Genomic DNA, 15,911 nt, shown 5'->3' with positions numbered 1-15,911 from the left:
CGTCATGCGCCGCCCGAGTCGATAGAGTGCACAGCAGCCGCGCCCACGGCGCGTCGCGGCGTTCACCCCAGACCCCTCTCGTTAGGACATCGTCTCCGTGGCCAAGCCCGTCGTGCTGATCGCAGAAGAACTCTCACCCGCCACCGTCGAGGCCCTCGGCCCCGACTTCGACGTCCGGTCGGTGGACGGCACCGACCGGGCCGCCCTGCTCTCCGCCCTCGCGGGGGCCGATGCCGTCCTCGTCCGGTCGGCGACGCAGCTCGACGCCGAGGCCATCGCGGCGGCTCCCGGCCTCAAGGTGATCGCCCGCGCGGGCGTCGGGCTCGACAACGTCGACATCAAGGCGGCCACGACGGCCGGCGTCATGGTGGTCAACGCGCCGACCTCGAACATCATCTCCGCGGCCGAGCTCACCATCGGGCACATCCTCAGCCTCGCGCGGCACATCCCGGCGGCGCACTCCGCCCTCGCACAGGGTCAGTGGAAGCGCTCGAAGTACACGGGCGTCGAGCTGTTCGAGAAGACGGTGGGCATCGTCGGGCTCGGGCGCATCGGCGCGCTGATCACGGCCCGCCTGCAGGCCTTCGGCGTGAACGTGGTCGCCTACGACCCCTACGTCACCCCGGCCCGAGCCCAGCAGCTCGGCGTCACGCTGCTCTCCCTCGACGAGCTGCTCGCCACCGCCGACTTCGTCACCATCCACATGCCCAAGACGGCGGAGACGACCGGCATGATCGGCCTCGACCAGATGAAGGCGATGAAGCCGACGGCGTTCGTCGTCAACGTCGCCCGTGGCGGCCTGATCGACGAGGACGACCTCTACACGGCGCTCACCACGGGCGAGATCGCCGGTGCGGGCCTCGACGTGTTCGTGTCCGAGCCCCCGGTCGACCAGAAGCTCCTCGGCCTCGAGAACGTCGTCGTCACCCCGCACCTCGGCGCCTCGACCGACGAGGCTCAGGAGAAGGCGGGCGTCTCGGTCGCGCGTTCGGTGCGCCTGGCCCTCGGGGGCGAGCTGGTGCCCGACGCCGTGAACGTCGCCGGCGGGGTCATCGACCCCTACGTGCGTCCCGGCATCCCGCTGCTCGAGAAGATCGGCCAGGTCTTCGCGGCACTCGCCGACTCGCCCCTCACGAGCGTCGACGTCGAGGTCCGCGGCGACCTCGTCGACCACGACGTCAGCGTCCTCAAGCTCGCGGCGCTCAAGGGCATCTTCACGAACATCGTCAGCGAGTCGGTCAGCTACGTGAACGCGCCGCTGCTCGCGGAGCAGCGCGGCATCACCGTGCGGCTGCTCACCGACCCCACGAGCGAGGAGTACCGCAACGTCCTCACCGTCCGCGGCTCGCTCGCCGACGGCGGCCAGATCTCGGTCTCGGGCACCCTGACGGGCACGAAGCAGGTCGAGAAGATCGTCGAGATCAACGGCTACGACGTCGAGGTCCCGATCGCGGCCCACCACCTCGTCATGGTCTACGGCGACCGCCCGGGCATCGTCGCCGTCTACGGCAAGGAGTTCGGCGACGCCGGCATCAACATCGCCGGCATGCAGATCGCCCGCCGCAGCGCCGGGGGCCAGGCCCTCAGCGTGCTCACGATCGACAGCCCCGCGCCCGACGACCTGCTCGAGAAGGTGCGCACGGCGATCGACGCCGAGCTGCTCCGCGAGATCGACGTCACGCTGTAGCCGACAGCCTGCACCACACCACGACGCCCCGGCGCCGGTCTCGCGACCGGCGCCGGGGCGTCGTGCTGTGCTCGTGCAGGGGAGCGGGGCGTCCCCACCCGGAGTAGTTCCCGTTCGGCACATCAGCATCAGTTTTACCCGCGTCTTCGGATGTGACATCCTGTGCACCAGGAAAGAGGGGATCATGATCCGCATCGGAGACCAGATGAAGCTCCCGGGCATCGCCGCGTCGTTCGTCTCGATCTGCTCGGTGGCCATGGCTGCTCTGATCGTGGCTGTCGTCACGATGGTCACGGCAGCGACAGCGTTCTCGCAGGGCATCACCATCGACATCCCCCTGATGGCGACCTTCGACGGGGCGCGGGCGGAACCGGGATCGCCTGGCGTCACCGTCACGGGATCGTGGGTCGGCGCCGGCGTGTCGATCCTGGCTCTCGCGGTGCCGCTCCCGCTCTGGTTCAGCGTGTCACGACGCCGCCAGGTGGCCGCGATCTGACCGCGTCCCGCGTCGCGACACCTCGGCACAGCACGACGCCCCGGCGCCGGTCCTCTGACCTGCGCCGGGGCGTCGTGGTGTGTGCGGGGGAGCGGCTGTGCGTGCCGGGGGCAGCGGCTCGCGCCTAGAGCTCGATCGACTCGTGGACGGCGAGCTGCACGGCGTCGCCGCCGACCGACTGCGCGCTCGCCTTCATCCGGTCGAAGTGCATCGCCAGGCCGGGGCCGGAGAGGGTCTGCTCGTGCGTCGGGAAGGCCAGCTTCGGCTTCACGGCCGCCACGTAGTCGATGACCTCGGACACCTTGAGCCACGGGGCGCCGACCGGCGTCGCCAGGGTCTCGACGGGCACGTCCGGCACGGTGAACTGGTCGCCCGGGTAGAACAGCGAGCCGTCGACCAGGACGCCGACGTTGTCGATCACGGGGATGCTCTCGTGGATCACCGCGTGCCGCGTCCCGTGGAACGACAGGGTGAAGGGCCCGGCCTCGACCGTGTCGCCGTCGGTGACGACGTGGACCTCGAACCCGTCGGCCGCGTCCGCGACGCCCTGCGGTCCGTACAGGACCGCGTCCGGGTTCGTCTCCCGCAGGTGGGCGAGCTGGTCGGGCGTCCAGTGGTCGGCGTGCTCGTGGGTCACCACGACGGCGTCGACGTCGTGCAGGTCGACCAGGGGAGCGGTGAACGAGCCGGGGTCGATGACGAGCTTGCGCCCGTCCTTCTCGACGACGAGGCAGGCGTGTTCGAGTTTCGTGAGGCGCATGAGGGCGACTGTACGCCCGCCGCAGGCCGCGGCGACCCCTCGTCGAGGACGGGTGCCCCGCCTCCCGCGCGTCCGTGGACCGCCCGCGACACGCGGGGCGGCCTCGATTTGTGACCGGCTCGACAGCTGTGGCATACTCGACGAGTTGCAAATACGGCCCCATCGTATAGCGGCCTAGTACGTCGCCCTCTCACGGCGGTAACACGGGTTCGAATCCCGTTGGGGTCACCACCACGAAACCGCCCGGCTCTCAGCCGGGCGGTTTCGTCGTTCCTGGAAAGGATCGGCCCCTCTGGGCCCGCCCCAGCCCAGCCCCGACGGGAACGGCCCCGGCGACGTCGGGGTGACGTCGCCGGGGCCGTCCCGCCGTGAGGCAGGTCGAGCACCGCCTGGGCGGTCTAGCCCTTCGTGGCGCCGGCCAGCAGGCCGCGGACGAAGAACCGCTGCAGGGCGAAGAACACGATCAGCGGCACGATGATCGAGATGAACGCCCCGGCTGTGAGCAGCTCCCACGACTGGCCGTACGAGCCGGACAGGTCCTGCAGCGCCTTGGTGATGGGCAGCCCCTGCCCCGAGGTGAACACCGTCGCCACGAGCAGGTCGTTCCACACCCACAAGAACTGGAAGATGCCGAAGGAGGCGATGGCCGGCATCGACAGCGGCAGCACGATGCGGAAGAAGACCTGGCCGTGTCCGGCGCCGTCCATGCGGGCCGCCTCGATCACCTCCGCCGGGATCTCGGAGATGAAGTTGTGCAGCATGAAGATCGCCAGGGGGAGCGCGAAGATGGTGTGCGCGATCCACACCTTGGCGAACGAGCCGTCGAGCCCGTTCACCCCGAGCCCGGGGAGGATGTACAGGCCCCCGACCCGGAGACCGTCCGAGAAGAGCCGGAGCAGCGGCACGAGGGCCATCTGGATCGGCACGATCTGCAGGGCGAAGACGAGCACGAACATCGTGTTGCGGCCCTTGAAGTCGATCCAGGCGAACGCGTAGGCCGCGAGGCTGGCGATCGTGATCGGGATGAGCGCCGCGGGCAGCGTGATGACCAGGGAGTTGAAGAAGGCCTTGCCGAGGGTGAGGCTGTCGCCCGAGTTGAACGCGTTGACGTAGTTGTCGAGCGTGAACCCGGGGTTGGCGAAGACGGTCCACCAGCCGGTGGTCTTGATGTCGTTCGCCGGGCGGAACGACGAGATGAAGAGACCGGCCGTCGGCAGCGTCCAGATCGCCGCGATGATGAGCGCGGCGATCGTGGCGCCGCGGCTCGTCGTGCCCTTCTTGAGCTTGCCGCTCGAGCTCTCGACGGCGGCGAGGCCGCGCTTGAGCTGCCGCTCGGTGCCCGAGCCGACGGCGACCCCGACGGGGGTGGGGGTGGCGGTCATCGGATCTCCCTCTGCTTCTGGATCTGGCGGGCGTTGTAGACGACGATCGGCAGGACGAGCACGAACAGGATCACGGCCAGCGCCGAGCTGTAGCCGGTGCGGCTGCCGAGCTGGAACTGGCGCACCATCTCGAAGGCGAGGATGGTCGTGTCGTTCCGGCCGCCGGTCATCGCCGAGACGATGTCGTAGACCTTCAGTGACGCGATCGAGATGGTCGTGAGCACGACGATGATGGTCGTGCGGATGCCGGGCACGGTGATGTGGCGGAACGCCTGGAACCCGTTGGTCCCGTCGAGCGAGGCCGCCTCGAGCTGCTCGGCGGGCACGCCCTTGATGGCGGCGGACAGCACCGTCATCGCGAAGCCGGCCTGGGTCCAGATCAGCACGATCACGAGCAGCAGGGTGTTCCACGGCTCGAGCCCGAGCCAGTCGACGGGCTGGCCGCCGAAGCCGACGAGGATGCCGTTCAGCAGGCCGATCTGGTCGCCCTGGCGGATGTCGTAGAAGAACTTGAAGATGATCGACGCGCCCACGAACGAGATGGCCATCGGCATGAAGACGAGCAGCTTGAGGAACTTCTCGCCGCGGCTCTTGTCGATGAAGACCGCGTAGGCGAGGCCGATGGCGGTCGCGGTGATCGGCGCGAGCAGCACCCAGATCAGCGTGTTGCCGAAGGCGGTGAGGCCGTCGGGGCTCGTGAAGACCCAGACGAAGTTGTCGAGGCCCGCGAAGCCCGAGCCGTCGTTCTTCATGAAGGCCTGGCCCGCCGTAGTGATGGTCGGGTAGATCAGGCCGATCAGCAGGAAGAACACGGCCGGCGTCATGAAGGCGATGAGCTGCAGCGAGTAGCCGGCCCCGCGCTTCGAGCGGTAGTCGAGCAGGAACAGCCCGCCGCCGAGGACGGCCGCGATCGCCGCGACCCAGATGACCGACTGGTAGAGGCCGAAGGCGAGCAGCACCACCACGGGGACGACGACGCAGACGGCGAGGCGGAGGATCGTGTACTGCCGGCCGCGGCGGGGCGCGAACTCGACGAAGACGAGCACCACGCCGACCAGCGCGGCGAAGGCGAGCAGGATCAGGGGGATCTGGGCCAGGGGCGGGATGCCCGCCAACCACTGGAAGAAACTGGACATCGCTGTCCCTTTCACGTTCGGGTACGGGGGCGCTCGGGCACAGGCGAGAGGAGGCGGCTGCGCGCGTCGGGGACGCGTGAGGGGCCGCCGCCGCACGGCGACGGCCCCTCACGGTGGGGTTGCTGGCTAGCTGGTGTAGCCGGCCTGGATCTCCTCGAGCACCGAGTCGGTGTCCGTGCCGTCGATCCAGTCGACCATGCCCTTCCAGAAGCTGTCGGAGCCGACCGACTTCGGCATCAGGTCGGAGCCGTCGAAGCGGAACGTCGTGTCCGTGCCCTGCAGGATCTCGACGGCGCCCTTCAGCAGGTCGCTGCCGGCGTTCTCGGGGTCGAGTCCCTTGTTGGCCGAGATGACGCCTCCGAGCGAGACGCGGCTGTTGGCCCAGTCGGCGCTGGCGAGGTACGCCTGCACCTTGGCGGTGTCGTCGTCGTTCGAGAACGCGGCGACGAACTCACCGCCGCCGGTGACGGCTGCCGGGTCGTCCTCCTTCATCGGCGGGGTGAGGAAGGCCCAGACGTCGCCGTCCTCGGCGACCGTGGCGGGGGTGCCCTCGGCGTTGTTCGCCGCGGTGAGGAAGCCCTCGAAGAACGAGGCCTGGTGCGTCAGCGCGCAGCTGCCGTTCGCCACGTTGGTCGCGACGTCGCCGAAAGCGGTCGAGTTGATCGACTTCACGTCGCCGTAGCCGGCGTTGACCATGGCCGGGTCCTGCAGGATCGTGCCGACGGAGTCGAACGCGTCCTTGATCTCGGGGTCAGTGAACTTCGTGTCGCCGGAGACCCACGAGTCGTAGGCGTCGGGGCCGGCCTCGCGGAGCACGAGGTCCTCGACCCAGTCGGTGCCGGGCCAGCCCGAGGCCTCGCCCGAGTTGAAGCCCGCGCACCAGGGAGCGGTGCCGGTCTTCTCCTGGATGGTCTTCGAGACCTCGACGAGCTCGTCGTAGGTCTTGGGGATCTCGACGCCCCACTCCGCGAACTTCGCGGGGGAGTACCAGACGTAGCCCTTGACGCTGGCCATCAGCGGAGCGCCGTACTGCGTGCCGTCGACCTGGCCGTACTTCTGCCAGTCCTCGGACCAGCCTTCCTTGACGTTGGCGAGCGCGTCGGCCGGGAGCTCCTGCACCTTGCCCGACGACGTCACGGTGTCGGCGAGGAGACCGGGCTGCGGGAAGATCGCGAGGTCGGGGGTGTCGCCGCCCTGGACCTTGATGCCGATCTGCTTCTCGAACTCCTTGTCGCCCGTGTACTTGATGTCGATGTCGTTCTGCTTCTCCCAGTCGGCCCACGACTCCTCGAGCAGGGTCGCCTCGTCGCCGTTGATGGTGCCGTAGACGTTGACGACGCCGTCGGCCGTGCCGACCGATCCGCCGGCGTCGCCGCCCGCGTTGGGGTCGTTGGGGTCGGCGCTTCCGGAGCAGCCGACCAGCAGGAAGCTGGATGCCGCCAGGATGGCCAGGGGCCCGGTGAACCTGCGGTGCAGGGATGCTCGCATGGTGATCTCCTCGTCGAGTTGCGATGCACGTGTCCCGCTCGTGCTGCCGAGCCGGGACACTGCCGCGCGCGTCGTCGTCGACGCGCGTCGACGATGAGTGTCACACACGCGCAGGAGGCGCGCAACAACCCGTGCTAGCGGCGCGTCGCACCGGCACGAGCGGCAGGACGGACGGCGCCGCGGGAGTCGAGGGGCGGGGGCGCGGAACTGCCCCGGACGACGAGCTGCGGGGCCACGAGGAGGTGCGGCGCGTCGAGCCGGCATCCCTCCAGCCGGTCGACGAGGTGGTCGACGGCGGCCGCAGCGAGCTCGACCCCGGGCGGCGAGACGGTCGTGAGCGGCGGCGAGGTCATGTCCGCGGCGAGGTCGCCGATGCTGAGGGCCACCACCGAGACGTCTCGGGGGATCGAGCAGCCGGCGAACGCGGCCGCCTGCACGAAGCCGGCCAACGCCGTCTCGTTGAACGCGACCACCGCGGTGGGACGTGCCGGCGAGGCGACGAACGCGTCGAAGGCCGTGCGGCCGCCCGTGACCGAGACGGGGGCGTGGTGCACCTCGAGGGAGAGGCCCGCCGCGCGCGCCGCGTCGCCGAGGGCCCTCGAGGCTCTCGTGAGCGGGCCCGAGCCGCGCTCGTGCGAGCCGACCGACTGGCTGAGGAAGAACGCCCGCTCGTGGCCGAGGTCGACGAGGTGCTGCACGGCCAGGCGCCCCAGCGCGTCGTAGTCGGCGTCCACGAACCAGAGGCCGGCCACGTCGTCGGGGCGGCCGATGTTCGTGAAGGGGACCCGCGCCTCCGTCAGGACCGGCACGCGGTCGTCCTCCGGCGTCAGCTCCATCAGGACGACGCCGTCGACCAGGCCCTCGCTCACGAGGCTCTCCAGGCCCTCGACGTCGTCGATCGGGGTCGACCAGAGCAGGAGGTGGTAGCCGCGTTCCCGCGCCCGGTCCGTGGCCGCCGCGACGTACTCGAACTCGGACGACGTCACGCCGCGCCTGCCGTACGGGTAGTGCAGGGCCAGGATGCCGCCCCGCGAGCCCGCCAGGCCGCGGGCGAAGGCGTTCGGCGTGTAGTTGAGCTCGGCCATGGCCGCCTCGACTCGACGGCGGGTGGCGTCCGAGATCGTCCGACGGCCGCTGAGGGCGTACGAGACGGTGCTCGACGAGACGCCGGCCAGGCGCGCCACGTCGTCACGGGTCGCTGGTGCCATGCTCGTCCACCTCGTCGTCGGTCGTGCGCACAGCATACGAGCGCCGACCCCGATGAGCGACGAGCGTCGGGTGGGAGGGAGCTGCTACGCGGGCCACACCGGACGGAACTGCACCGAGATGCGCGGCCCGACCGCCTTGCGGGTCTTCGCGATCGCGTGCTCGTGCGTGCGCTGGCTGCTGCCGCCCATCACGAGCAGGTCGCCGTGGCCGAGGGGGAAGCGCTGCACCCTGCCCGTGCGGCGTGACCGGATCGCGAGGGTGCGCGGGGCGCCGAGGGACAGGATGCCCACCATCGTGTCGCGGTCGATCGTGCGGCCGACTCGGTCGCCGTGCCAGGCGATGCTGTCGTCGCCCGTGCGGTAGAAGCAGAGCCCGGCGCGGCGGAACAGCTGCTCGTCGGGCGCCCCGCGCCGGGTGGAGTACCACCGGTTCAGCTCGTCTCGCGCGGTGCCGAGCACGGGGTCGGGCAGCACGTCGCGCTCGCCGTAGGACGACACCAGCCGCGGCACCTCGACCACCCGGTCGTACATCGTCCGCGTGTCGGCCTGCCAGGGGACCTCGGCCACGAGGCGCTCGAACATCGCGTCGCTGCCCGTCGCCCAGCCGGGCACGAGGTCGAGCCACGCGCCGTCGTCGAGGGGCAGGTGCTGCACGGCCCCGTCGAGGTCGCGGAGGCCGGTGCCCTGCCTCGTGACGGGGCCCGCGCCCGTGTCGGCGTCGTCGTCGAGGCCGTCCAGCAGGGAAGAGGTGAAGGTCGTGCTCATGCCCCTCAGCCTAGCCGACCGTTCGAACACGCGTTCGAGCACGCTCGTGGTCACCACCGGGGCGCGACGACCTCGGTCGCCGCCGGTCCGGTGAGCTCGTGCGCCACGCCGTCGACGTCGACGTCGACCAGCACTCCGCCCCAGAACGACACCTGCAGTCTGCCCTGGTAGACCCAGAGCCGCTCGCCCGACGACCGGTCGAAGGCGACGACCGTCGAGCGGCCGCCCGAGCTGCCGTAGGCGAACGCGTAGCCGACGGTGCGTCCGGTCGCCGCCGGCACCGCGCCTCCCGGCAGCTCGACGACCGAGGTCGTGGCCCCGTCCGCCCCGTCGAGCACGCGGAGCGCGAGCGACCCGTCGTCCCCGGCGGTCGCCGCCGCGAAGAGGTCGTCGTCGGTCTGGCCGGCGAGGCCGTCCACGCTCACCGCTCCCCGGCGGTCGTGGCTCCAGCGGGTCTCGCCCGTGTCCCAGTCGACGCAGCTGACGCGGTCGTCCGCGACGTCGGTGACGACGAGGCACGTGCGAGCCGCGCTCGGTGCCCCCTGCACGTCGGGCGAGGTCGTCCACCGGGTCCGCCCGTCGAGGTCGACGGCCGTGAAGCCCCCCGATCGACCGGTGGACGACACGATCAGGTCGTCGTGCACGAGCGGGCCGACCAGGGCGTCCAGCCGTGTGCCCCAGTCGTGCTCGCGGCCCGTCCGCGGGTCGACGGCCACCGTGCCGTCCGGGGTCGACACCAGCGCCCGGTCCGGCAGCGCGAGGACGACGCCCGTCGTCGTGCCGGCACCCCGCCACGTCACGTGCCCGAGGTCGTCCGCGTCCCGGACCTCGTACCGGTAGGCGCCCCCCGCGGACGGCTGGCGTCCCGTGAGGACGACACGCCCCTCCGACTGGAACTGGTCGCTGTCCGTCGTCGTCCACGGCGCGGAGCCGTCGACGACCCGACCCGTCGCGGGATCCAGCGCCACGAGCTTCGAGAGGGCGCCGCCCGAGGTGCGCAGCAGGAGGCGGTCGGGGTCGCCCGCCGGGCCGATCGCCGAGGCGGAGAGCACCTCGGCCCCGTCGAGGTCGCCCAGGTCGGCGAAGTCGTCCCGGGCGTCGTGCACCCAGGCCATGCGGCCGTCCGTCGTGTCGAGCAGCCCGACCCGCGACCCGACCTGCCGGGTGTCGCTGCCACAACCCGCGTCGTTCGCGAAGCCGTAGGTCCAGGCCGGTGCAGCGCGGACGAGCACGAGGCCGTCGTCGCCGACGGGCACCGAGGGGAACCGCAGGCAGAGGGCCGGCGCGCCGGGGGCGAGCGCCCCGGCGAGGTCGACGGTCCAGCCGGAGGCGGTCGGCGCCTCCCTCAGGTCGACGGTCGACGTGCCCTGCCAGGGCGACAGCCCGCCGTACACCGGCTGGCCGGGGACGAGCGCGGCGGTGACCGCCACGGCGGCGAGGACGAGGGCGAGGTAGCCGAGAGCGAGGCGACGGCCGGGTGCGAGACGACGCCACCAGCGCGGGCCCGGCGCGGCCGGACGGCCCGACGGGCTGCCGGTCGTGCTGCCCGCGGGCGGTGGGACCTGGTGCCCGTCCGCCTCCTCGGCGGCCGTCGTCCGTTCCCGAGTCGTCGGCTTCTCCCAGACCACCGCGGCCCTCGGCCGCGAGGGCTGCCACGGGGCGCCCGGCGCCGTCACGAGGTGCTCCCGACGCGGGTGCGGTCGACGAGACGGGAGGCGGAGGCGGAGTCGTCCACGACGACGAGGGCGCCGCCCCAGAACGCGACGCGGCCGGTCGACGTCGACGTCCAGAGCCGGCGTCCGCTCGACGCGTCGTACGCGCTGACCGCGTCGGGGCTGGTTCCCGAGTCGTCGGTCTCGACGTAGACGACGGTGCGCGACGCGGCGACCACCTCGTCGGACGGGCCGAGCGGCAGGGCGACACGGCGCGAGCCGTCAGACACGTCGAGGGCGGCCAGCTCGGGGCCGTCGTCGCGCTGCGCCACGACCCAGACGTCGTCCCGCGACTGCCCCGGCACGGGCACGACCCGGGCAGGGCCGCCCAGGTCGCGGCTCCAGAGCACCCGCCCGTCTCCCCGGTCGAGGCAGGTGACGGAGGAGGCGTCGGGCGACAGGGCGAGGACGCACCGGTCCGTCACGTCGAGGGCGCCTGCCTCGACGGGGGTCGTCCACCGCCGGTCGCCGAGCGGGTCGACGGCCGACACGGTCGGACGGGACCGTCCCGCTCGCTCGACCACGTAGAGGGAGCCGTCGCCGGCCGGGCCGACGGCGGCCGTCTCGAGGGTGGTGCCCCGGCCCCTGCCCCGTTCGAGCGGACGCGCCGCGCCGGTCCGGCCGTCGACGAACGAGCTGCGGCCGTCCGCCTCGACGACGACGCCCGACTCCAGCAGCAGGGGAGTGGTGCCCACGTCGGCCCGGCCCTGCCAGACGGGCTCGGTGAGGTCGCCCGCGTCGACGAGGGAGAAGCGCCTCGACGCGTCGTCGGTGCCGCCGACGGCCCGCAGCTGCAGGCGTCCGACGGCGGCGACGCTCACGGCGGGCAGGTCGCGGCGCCCGCGCGCCACCTCCTGCGAGTCGCCTCCGTCGAGGTCGAGCGCGACCTGCGCGGCGCCGCCCGAGGTCTGGACCTGGACCAGCACGCGGCCGGCGGCCGGGACGACCTGCGTCGCCGGGATGGCCAGGGCGTCCGCGTCGGGGACGTCCGCCGCGAGGTCGTGCACCCAGCGGACGCGGCCCGTCCCGGCCTCGACGAGCGCCACGCGGCTCGTGTTCCCCGACACGGCGGCGCGGCGACAGCCGGTCGAGGACGCGGCGTCGTCGGTCTCGAGGTCGACCGAGGTGCCCACGGCGACGAGGCCGTCGACGGCGGCGGAAGGCCAGACGTGCACGCAGCTCGGGGGCACGTCGGGCGCGAGGAGGCCGGCGAGGTCGAGGGTCCACGCAGCATCCGTCGGCAGGCGTCGCAGCTCGTCCGCGACGGGCGTGCCGGACGCCGGACCGCTGCCGTAGCGGGGGACGACCGCGACCCCGACGACGAGCACGGCCGTGGTCGCGAGGGCGAGGGCGAGGTAGGCGGAGCGCAGGCGGGACGACGAGGAGGCGGTCGTCCGGCGCCGACGTCGGGGCGCCTCCTCGTGCGGCACGGCAGGGGAGAGGCGCGAGCTGGACGGCAGGGAGGCGGGCTGCGCCGCGCCGGCCTCCGGCGCGTCGGCACGGCGGCCCGCGCCGGGACGGGCCGGCAGCCAGGGAGCGTCGTCTCGCACCATGCTCGGTCGACCTCCTCGTCGGGCGGGCCCGCCGCCGCACGACGGAGGACCTGGTACCAGTCAGGACCCGCGAGGTGCCGCGCGCCCACCTCGTGTTCGGAGACCTCGGCCGCGGCGCTCGCCGGGGGAATGCCGGGCGCCCGAGGCCGCGTTGCACCCGGCAGCGCGTCGGGCAGGGGCCAGGAGGCGCTGGCGTAGACTTCGACGATCATTCCGACCGAGACACCCGAGGAGAGGGGCGTGCCCGTGGGCAGGACGCTTGCCGAGAAAGTGTGGGACGACCACGTCGTCGTCAAGGGCGAGGACGGCGCCCCCGACCTTCTCTACATCGACCTCCACCTCCTCCACGAGGTCACGAGCCCGCAGGCCTTCGACGGGCTCCGGCAGGCAGGGCGGCCGATGCGGCGCACCGACCTGACGATCGCCACCGAGGACCACAACACCCCGACCCTCGCGATCGACAAGCCGATCGCCGACCTCACCAGCCGGACGCAGATCGAGACGCTCCGCCGCAACACGGCCGAGTTCGGCGTCCGGCTGCACCCGCTCGGCGACGCCGAGCAGGGCATCGTCCACGTCGTGGGGCCGCAGCTCGGCCTCACCATGCCGGGCATCACCGTCGTCTGCGGCGACTCGCACACCTCGACGCACGGCGCGTTCGGCGCGATGGCCTTCGGCATCGGCACGAGCGAGGTCGAGCACGTCATGGCGACGCAGACCCTGCCGCTCAAGCCGTTCAAGACCATGGCGGTCACCGTCGAGGGCACGCTGCGGCCCGGCGTGACGGCGAAGGACATCATCCTGGCCGTGATCGCCCAGATCGGCACCGGCGGCGGCCAGGGCTACGTGCTCGAGTACCGCGGCAGCGCGATCCGCGCCCTCTCGATGGAGGGGCGCATGACGATCTGCAACATGTCGATCGAGGCCGGCGCCCGGGCAGGCATGGTCGCCCCCGACCAGACCACGTTCGACTACCTCGAGGGCCGCGACCACGCCCCGACCGGAGCCGACTGGGACGAGGCGGTCGCCTACTGGAAGACCCTCCCGACCGACGACGACGCCGTGTTCGACGCCGAGGTGTTCCTCGACGCCGACTCGCTCGAGCCGTTCGTCACCTGGGGCACGAACCCGGGCCAGGGCGTCTCGCTGAGCGACTCCGTGCCCGACCCCTCGACCGTCGTCGACCCCAACGAGCGCGCCGCCGCCGAGCGCGCCCTCGAGTACATGGCCCTCGAGGCCGGCACGCCGATGAAGCAGATCCCCGTCGACGCCGTGTTCATGGGCTCGTGCACGAACAGCCGCATCGAGGACCTGCGGGCGTTCGCGTCGATCGTGCAGGGCAAGACCAAGGCCGAGGGCGTCCGCGTGATGGTCGTGCCGGGCTCGGCCCGCGTGCGGCTCGAGGCCGAGGCCGAGGGCCTCGACAAGGTCTTCACCGACTTCGGCGCCGAGTGGCGCTTCGCCGGCTGCTCGATGTGCCTCGGCATGAACCCCGACCAGCTCGCCCCGGGCGAGCGCTGCGCGTCGACCTCGAACCGCAACTTCGAGGGCCGCCAGGGCAAGGGCGGACGCACGCACCTCGTGTCGCCGCTGGTCGCCGCCGCGACCGCCGTCCGCGGCACGCTCTCGTCCCCGTGGGACCTGTCGGCCGACGAGGCGGGCGCCGTCGGCGCGGCCGGCGCGGCCTCGGCGACCCCGATCCACGACCAGGTCGCCGCCGAGCTGACCGGCCAGACCGCAGGAGGCGCGTCCTAGTGCAGAAGTTCACCGTCGTCACCGGCGTGGCCGCGCCCCTGAAGCGCTCGAACGTCGACACCGACCAGATCATCCCGGCCGAGTTCCTCAAGCGGGTCACCAAGACCGGCTTCGAGGACGCGCTCTTCTTCTCGGCGCGCCAGGACCCGGACTTCGTGCTCAACCGCCCGGAGTACCAGGGCGCGCGAGTGCTCGTGGCCGGCCCCGACTTCGGCACCGGCTCGAGCCGGGAGCACGCCGTCTGGGCGCTCCGCGACTTCGGCTTCGACGTCGTGCTGAGCTCGCGCTTCGGCGACATCTTCCGGGGCAACTCGGGCAAGCAGGGCCTGCTGAGCGCCGTCGTGGCCGAGGACGACATCGAGCGGATCTGGGCGGTCGTCGAGGCGAGCCCCGGCATCGAGATCACGGTCGACCTCGCCGCGCAGACCGCCACGGTCGGTGACCTCACGGTCTCGTTCGAGGTCGATGCCTACACTAAGTGGCGCCTCCTCGAGGGTCTCGACGACATCGGACTGACCCTCCGCGACGAAGCCGCGATCACAGAATTCGAAACCCGCCGCGCCGCCTGGCGCCCGAAGACATTGCCGGTGAAGTAAGTGAACTCTCTCGTCCAAGACGCAGCAGCTGCAGGGGCCCGTGTCGGCCTGAAGTCCGATGAGATCGTCATCCGCGGCGGCAAGCCGCTGATCGGTCGCATCGAGGTGCGCGGGGCGAAGAACCTCGCCACGAAGGCGATGGTCGCCGCGTTGCTCGGCGACACCCCGAGCATCCTGCGCGACGTGCCGGACATCAGCGACGTCAACGTCGTCCGCGGCCTGCTGTCGGTGCACGGCGTCCGCATCACCGACCCGGCCCGCGGCGAGATGATCCTCGACCCGGCCAACGTCGAGTCGGCGCACTTCGCCGAGATCGACGCACACGCCGGCTCGAGCCGCATCCCGATCCTCTTCTGCGGCCCGCTGCTGCACCGGCTGGGCGAGGCGTTCATCCCCGACCTCGGCGGCTGCCGCATCGGCGACCGTCCCATCGACTTCCACCTCGACGCGCTCCGCGCCTTCGGTGCGGTCGTCGACAAGTCGTACAACGGCATCCACCTGACCGCGCCCGACGGGCTCAAGGGCGCGAACATCGAGCTTCCCTACCCGAGCGTCGGCGCGACCGAGCAGGTCCTCCTCACGGCCGTGCTCGCCGACGGCGTCACCGAGCTCCGCAACGCGGCGATCGAGCCCGAGATCATGGACCTCATCGCCATCCTGCAGAAGATGGGCGCCATCGTCTCCGTCGAGCCGAACCGCGTCATCTTCATCGAGGGCGTGAAGACGCTCCGTGGCTACACGCACCGGGCCATCAACGACCGCAACGAGGCCGCCAGCTGGGCGAGCGCCGCGCTGGCGACCAAGGGCGACATCTTCGTCGAGGGCGCCGACCAGAAGGACCTGATGACGTTCCTCAACGTCTTCCGCAAGGTCGGCGGCGACTTCGACGTCCACGAGGACGGCATCCGCTTCTTCCACCCCGGCGGCGAGCTCAAGCCCGTCGTCGTCGAGACCGACGTGCACCCCGGCTTCATGACCGACTGGCAGCAGCCGCTCATCGTGGCGCTCACCCAGGCGCAGGGCACCTCGATCGTGCACGAGACGGTCTACGAGAACCGCTTCCAGTTCACCGAGGCGCTGAACGACATGGGCGCCGACATCACCGTCCACAAGGAGGGCCTGCCCGGCCACGACCGCCGCGTCGCCCGTCGCGAGTTCGAGCAGGCGGCTGTCATCAACGGCCCGACCGCCCTGCACGGCGCCGACATCCGCGTCCCCGACCTGCGCGGCGGCTTCAGCCACCTCATCGCCGCGCTGACGGCCGAGGGCGAGTCGAAGATCAGCAACGTCGGCATCATCAGCCGCGGCTACGAGCACTTCATCGCGAAGCTGCGCAAGCTGGGCGCCGACTTCGACTTCCAGGGCTGATCGCG

Annotated in this window: 13 protein-coding genes and 1 tRNA gene; 6 read left to right on the top strand and 8 right to left on the bottom strand. The window is 71.8% G+C overall.

The genetic code is table 11. The features are described 5' to 3' along the window. The first annotated feature begins 97 nt into the window (after window positions 1-97). Window positions 98-1,687: a phosphoglycerate dehydrogenase gene (serA, locus tag IFT90_RS09905; RefSeq protein WP_192042011.1), complete on the top strand. Its 1,590-nt coding sequence runs from the start codon at window positions 98-100 to the stop codon at window positions 1,685-1,687. Between the two features lie 184 nt (window positions 1,688-1,871). Beyond that, on the top strand, window positions 1,872-2,183 hold the full coding sequence (locus tag IFT90_RS09900; RefSeq protein WP_192042010.1) for a hypothetical protein: 312 nt from the start codon (window positions 1,872-1,874) through the stop codon (window positions 2,181-2,183). Between the two features lie 124 nt (window positions 2,184-2,307). Here the strand turns inward: IFT90_RS09900 and IFT90_RS09895 are convergent, their stop codons facing one another. Beyond that, window positions 2,308-2,943, bottom strand: coding sequence for an MBL fold metallo-hydrolase (locus IFT90_RS09895; protein ID WP_192042009.1), 636 nt, complete (start codon window positions 2,941-2,943; stop codon window positions 2,308-2,310). 155 nt (window positions 2,944-3,098) lie between these two features. Between IFT90_RS09895 and IFT90_RS09890 the strand changes: the two genes are divergently transcribed. Continuing rightward, window positions 3,099-3,174, top strand: a tRNA-Glu gene (locus IFT90_RS09890). Between the two features lie 167 nt (window positions 3,175-3,341). Here IFT90_RS09890 and IFT90_RS09885 read toward each other — a convergent pair. From IFT90_RS09885 to IFT90_RS09855, 7 genes are all read right to left on the bottom strand, one after another. Next, window positions 3,342-4,325 (bottom strand): carbohydrate ABC transporter permease, encoded by a 984-nt coding sequence (locus IFT90_RS09885; RefSeq protein WP_133737753.1) that lies wholly within the window; start codon window positions 4,323-4,325, stop codon window positions 3,342-3,344. Next, window positions 4,322-5,461, bottom strand: coding sequence for a carbohydrate ABC transporter permease (locus IFT90_RS09880; RefSeq protein ID WP_192042008.1), 1,140 nt, complete (start codon window positions 5,459-5,461; stop codon window positions 4,322-4,324). Before IFT90_RS09880 ends, IFT90_RS09885 begins: the two co-directional genes overlap by 4 nt. Before the next feature lie 126 nt (window positions 5,462-5,587). Then, window positions 5,588-6,949 (bottom strand): ABC transporter substrate-binding protein, encoded by a 1,362-nt coding sequence (locus IFT90_RS09875; protein WP_192042007.1) that lies wholly within the window; start codon window positions 6,947-6,949, stop codon window positions 5,588-5,590. A 134-nt stretch (window positions 6,950-7,083) separates the two neighbouring features. Continuing rightward, the gene (locus IFT90_RS09870; protein WP_192042006.1) at window positions 7,084-8,157 is read right to left on the bottom strand and encodes a LacI family DNA-binding transcriptional regulator; all 1,074 of its coding nucleotides are present in this window, start codon (window positions 8,155-8,157) and stop codon (window positions 7,084-7,086) included. 84 nt (window positions 8,158-8,241) lie between these two features. Continuing rightward, window positions 8,242-8,922, bottom strand: a complete 681-nt coding sequence (locus IFT90_RS09865) for an alpha-ketoglutarate-dependent dioxygenase AlkB (RefSeq protein WP_192042005.1) — start codon at window positions 8,920-8,922, stop codon at window positions 8,242-8,244. A 50-nt stretch (window positions 8,923-8,972) separates the two neighbouring features. After that, window positions 8,973-10,550 (bottom strand): PQQ-binding-like beta-propeller repeat protein, encoded by a 1,578-nt coding sequence (locus IFT90_RS09860; RefSeq protein ID WP_192042004.1) that lies wholly within the window; start codon window positions 10,548-10,550, stop codon window positions 8,973-8,975. 44 nt (window positions 10,551-10,594) lie between these two features. Next, on the bottom strand, window positions 10,595-12,187 hold the full coding sequence (locus IFT90_RS09855; protein WP_192042003.1) for a PQQ-binding-like beta-propeller repeat protein: 1,593 nt from the start codon (window positions 12,185-12,187) through the stop codon (window positions 10,595-10,597). Window positions 12,188-12,433: 246 nt separating this feature from the next. Here IFT90_RS09855 and leuC point away from each other — a divergent pair, with 246 nt between their 5' ends. Genes leuC through murA form a run of 3 tightly spaced genes read left to right on the top strand, consistent with a single transcriptional unit; the run spans window position 12,434 to window position 15,906 of the window. Beyond that, window positions 12,434-13,942, top strand: coding sequence for a 3-isopropylmalate dehydratase large subunit (leuC, locus tag IFT90_RS09850; protein ID WP_192042360.1), 1,509 nt, complete (start codon window positions 12,434-12,436; stop codon window positions 13,940-13,942). Then, window positions 13,942-14,538 (top strand): 3-isopropylmalate dehydratase small subunit, encoded by a 597-nt coding sequence (leuD, locus tag IFT90_RS09845; RefSeq protein WP_123546460.1) that lies wholly within the window; start codon window positions 13,942-13,944, stop codon window positions 14,536-14,538. The genes leuC and leuD overlap by 1 nt, the downstream gene beginning before the upstream one ends. Beyond that, on the top strand, window positions 14,539-15,906 hold the full coding sequence (gene murA, locus IFT90_RS09840; RefSeq protein WP_123546459.1) for a UDP-N-acetylglucosamine 1-carboxyvinyltransferase: 1,368 nt from the start codon (window positions 14,539-14,541) through the stop codon (window positions 15,904-15,906). Window positions 15,907-15,911 lie beyond the last annotated feature (5 nt).

It is taken from the genome of Frigoribacterium sp. CFBP 8766 (assembly GCF_014841435.1).
In the GTDB taxonomy this organism is placed as follows: domain Bacteria; phylum Actinomycetota; class Actinomycetes; order Actinomycetales; family Microbacteriaceae; genus Frigoribacterium.
This window is presented reverse-complemented; position numbering and strand designations above follow the sequence as displayed.

Bases quoted from the DNA above. Each gene is read 5' to 3' on its own strand.
- IFT90_RS09880 (WP_192042008.1), bottom strand. From the start codon at position 5,461: ATGTCCAGTTTCTTCCAGTGGTTGGCGGGCATCCCGCCCCTGGCCCAG.
- IFT90_RS09855 (WP_192042003.1), bottom strand. From the start codon at position 12,187: ATGGTGCGAGACGACGCTCCCTGGCTGCCGGCCCGTCCCGGCGCGGGC.
- IFT90_RS09895 (WP_192042009.1), bottom strand. From the start codon at position 2,943: ATGCGCCTCACGAAACTCGAACACGCCTGCCTCGTCGTCGAGAAGGAC.
- IFT90_RS09875 (WP_192042007.1), bottom strand. From the start codon at position 6,949: ATGCGAGCATCCCTGCACCGCAGGTTCACCGGGCCCCTGGCCATCCTG.
- IFT90_RS09900 (WP_192042010.1), top strand. From the start codon at position 1,872: ATGATCCGCATCGGAGACCAGATGAAGCTCCCGGGCATCGCCGCGTCG.
- IFT90_RS09885 (WP_133737753.1), bottom strand. From the start codon at position 4,325: ATGACCGCCACCCCCACCCCCGTCGGGGTCGCCGTCGGCTCGGGCACC.
- IFT90_RS09865 (WP_192042005.1), bottom strand. From the start codon at position 8,922: ATGAGCACGACCTTCACCTCTTCCCTGCTGGACGGCCTCGACGACGAC.
- IFT90_RS09870 (WP_192042006.1), bottom strand. From the start codon at position 8,157: ATGGCACCAGCGACCCGTGACGACGTGGCGCGCCTGGCCGGCGTCTCG.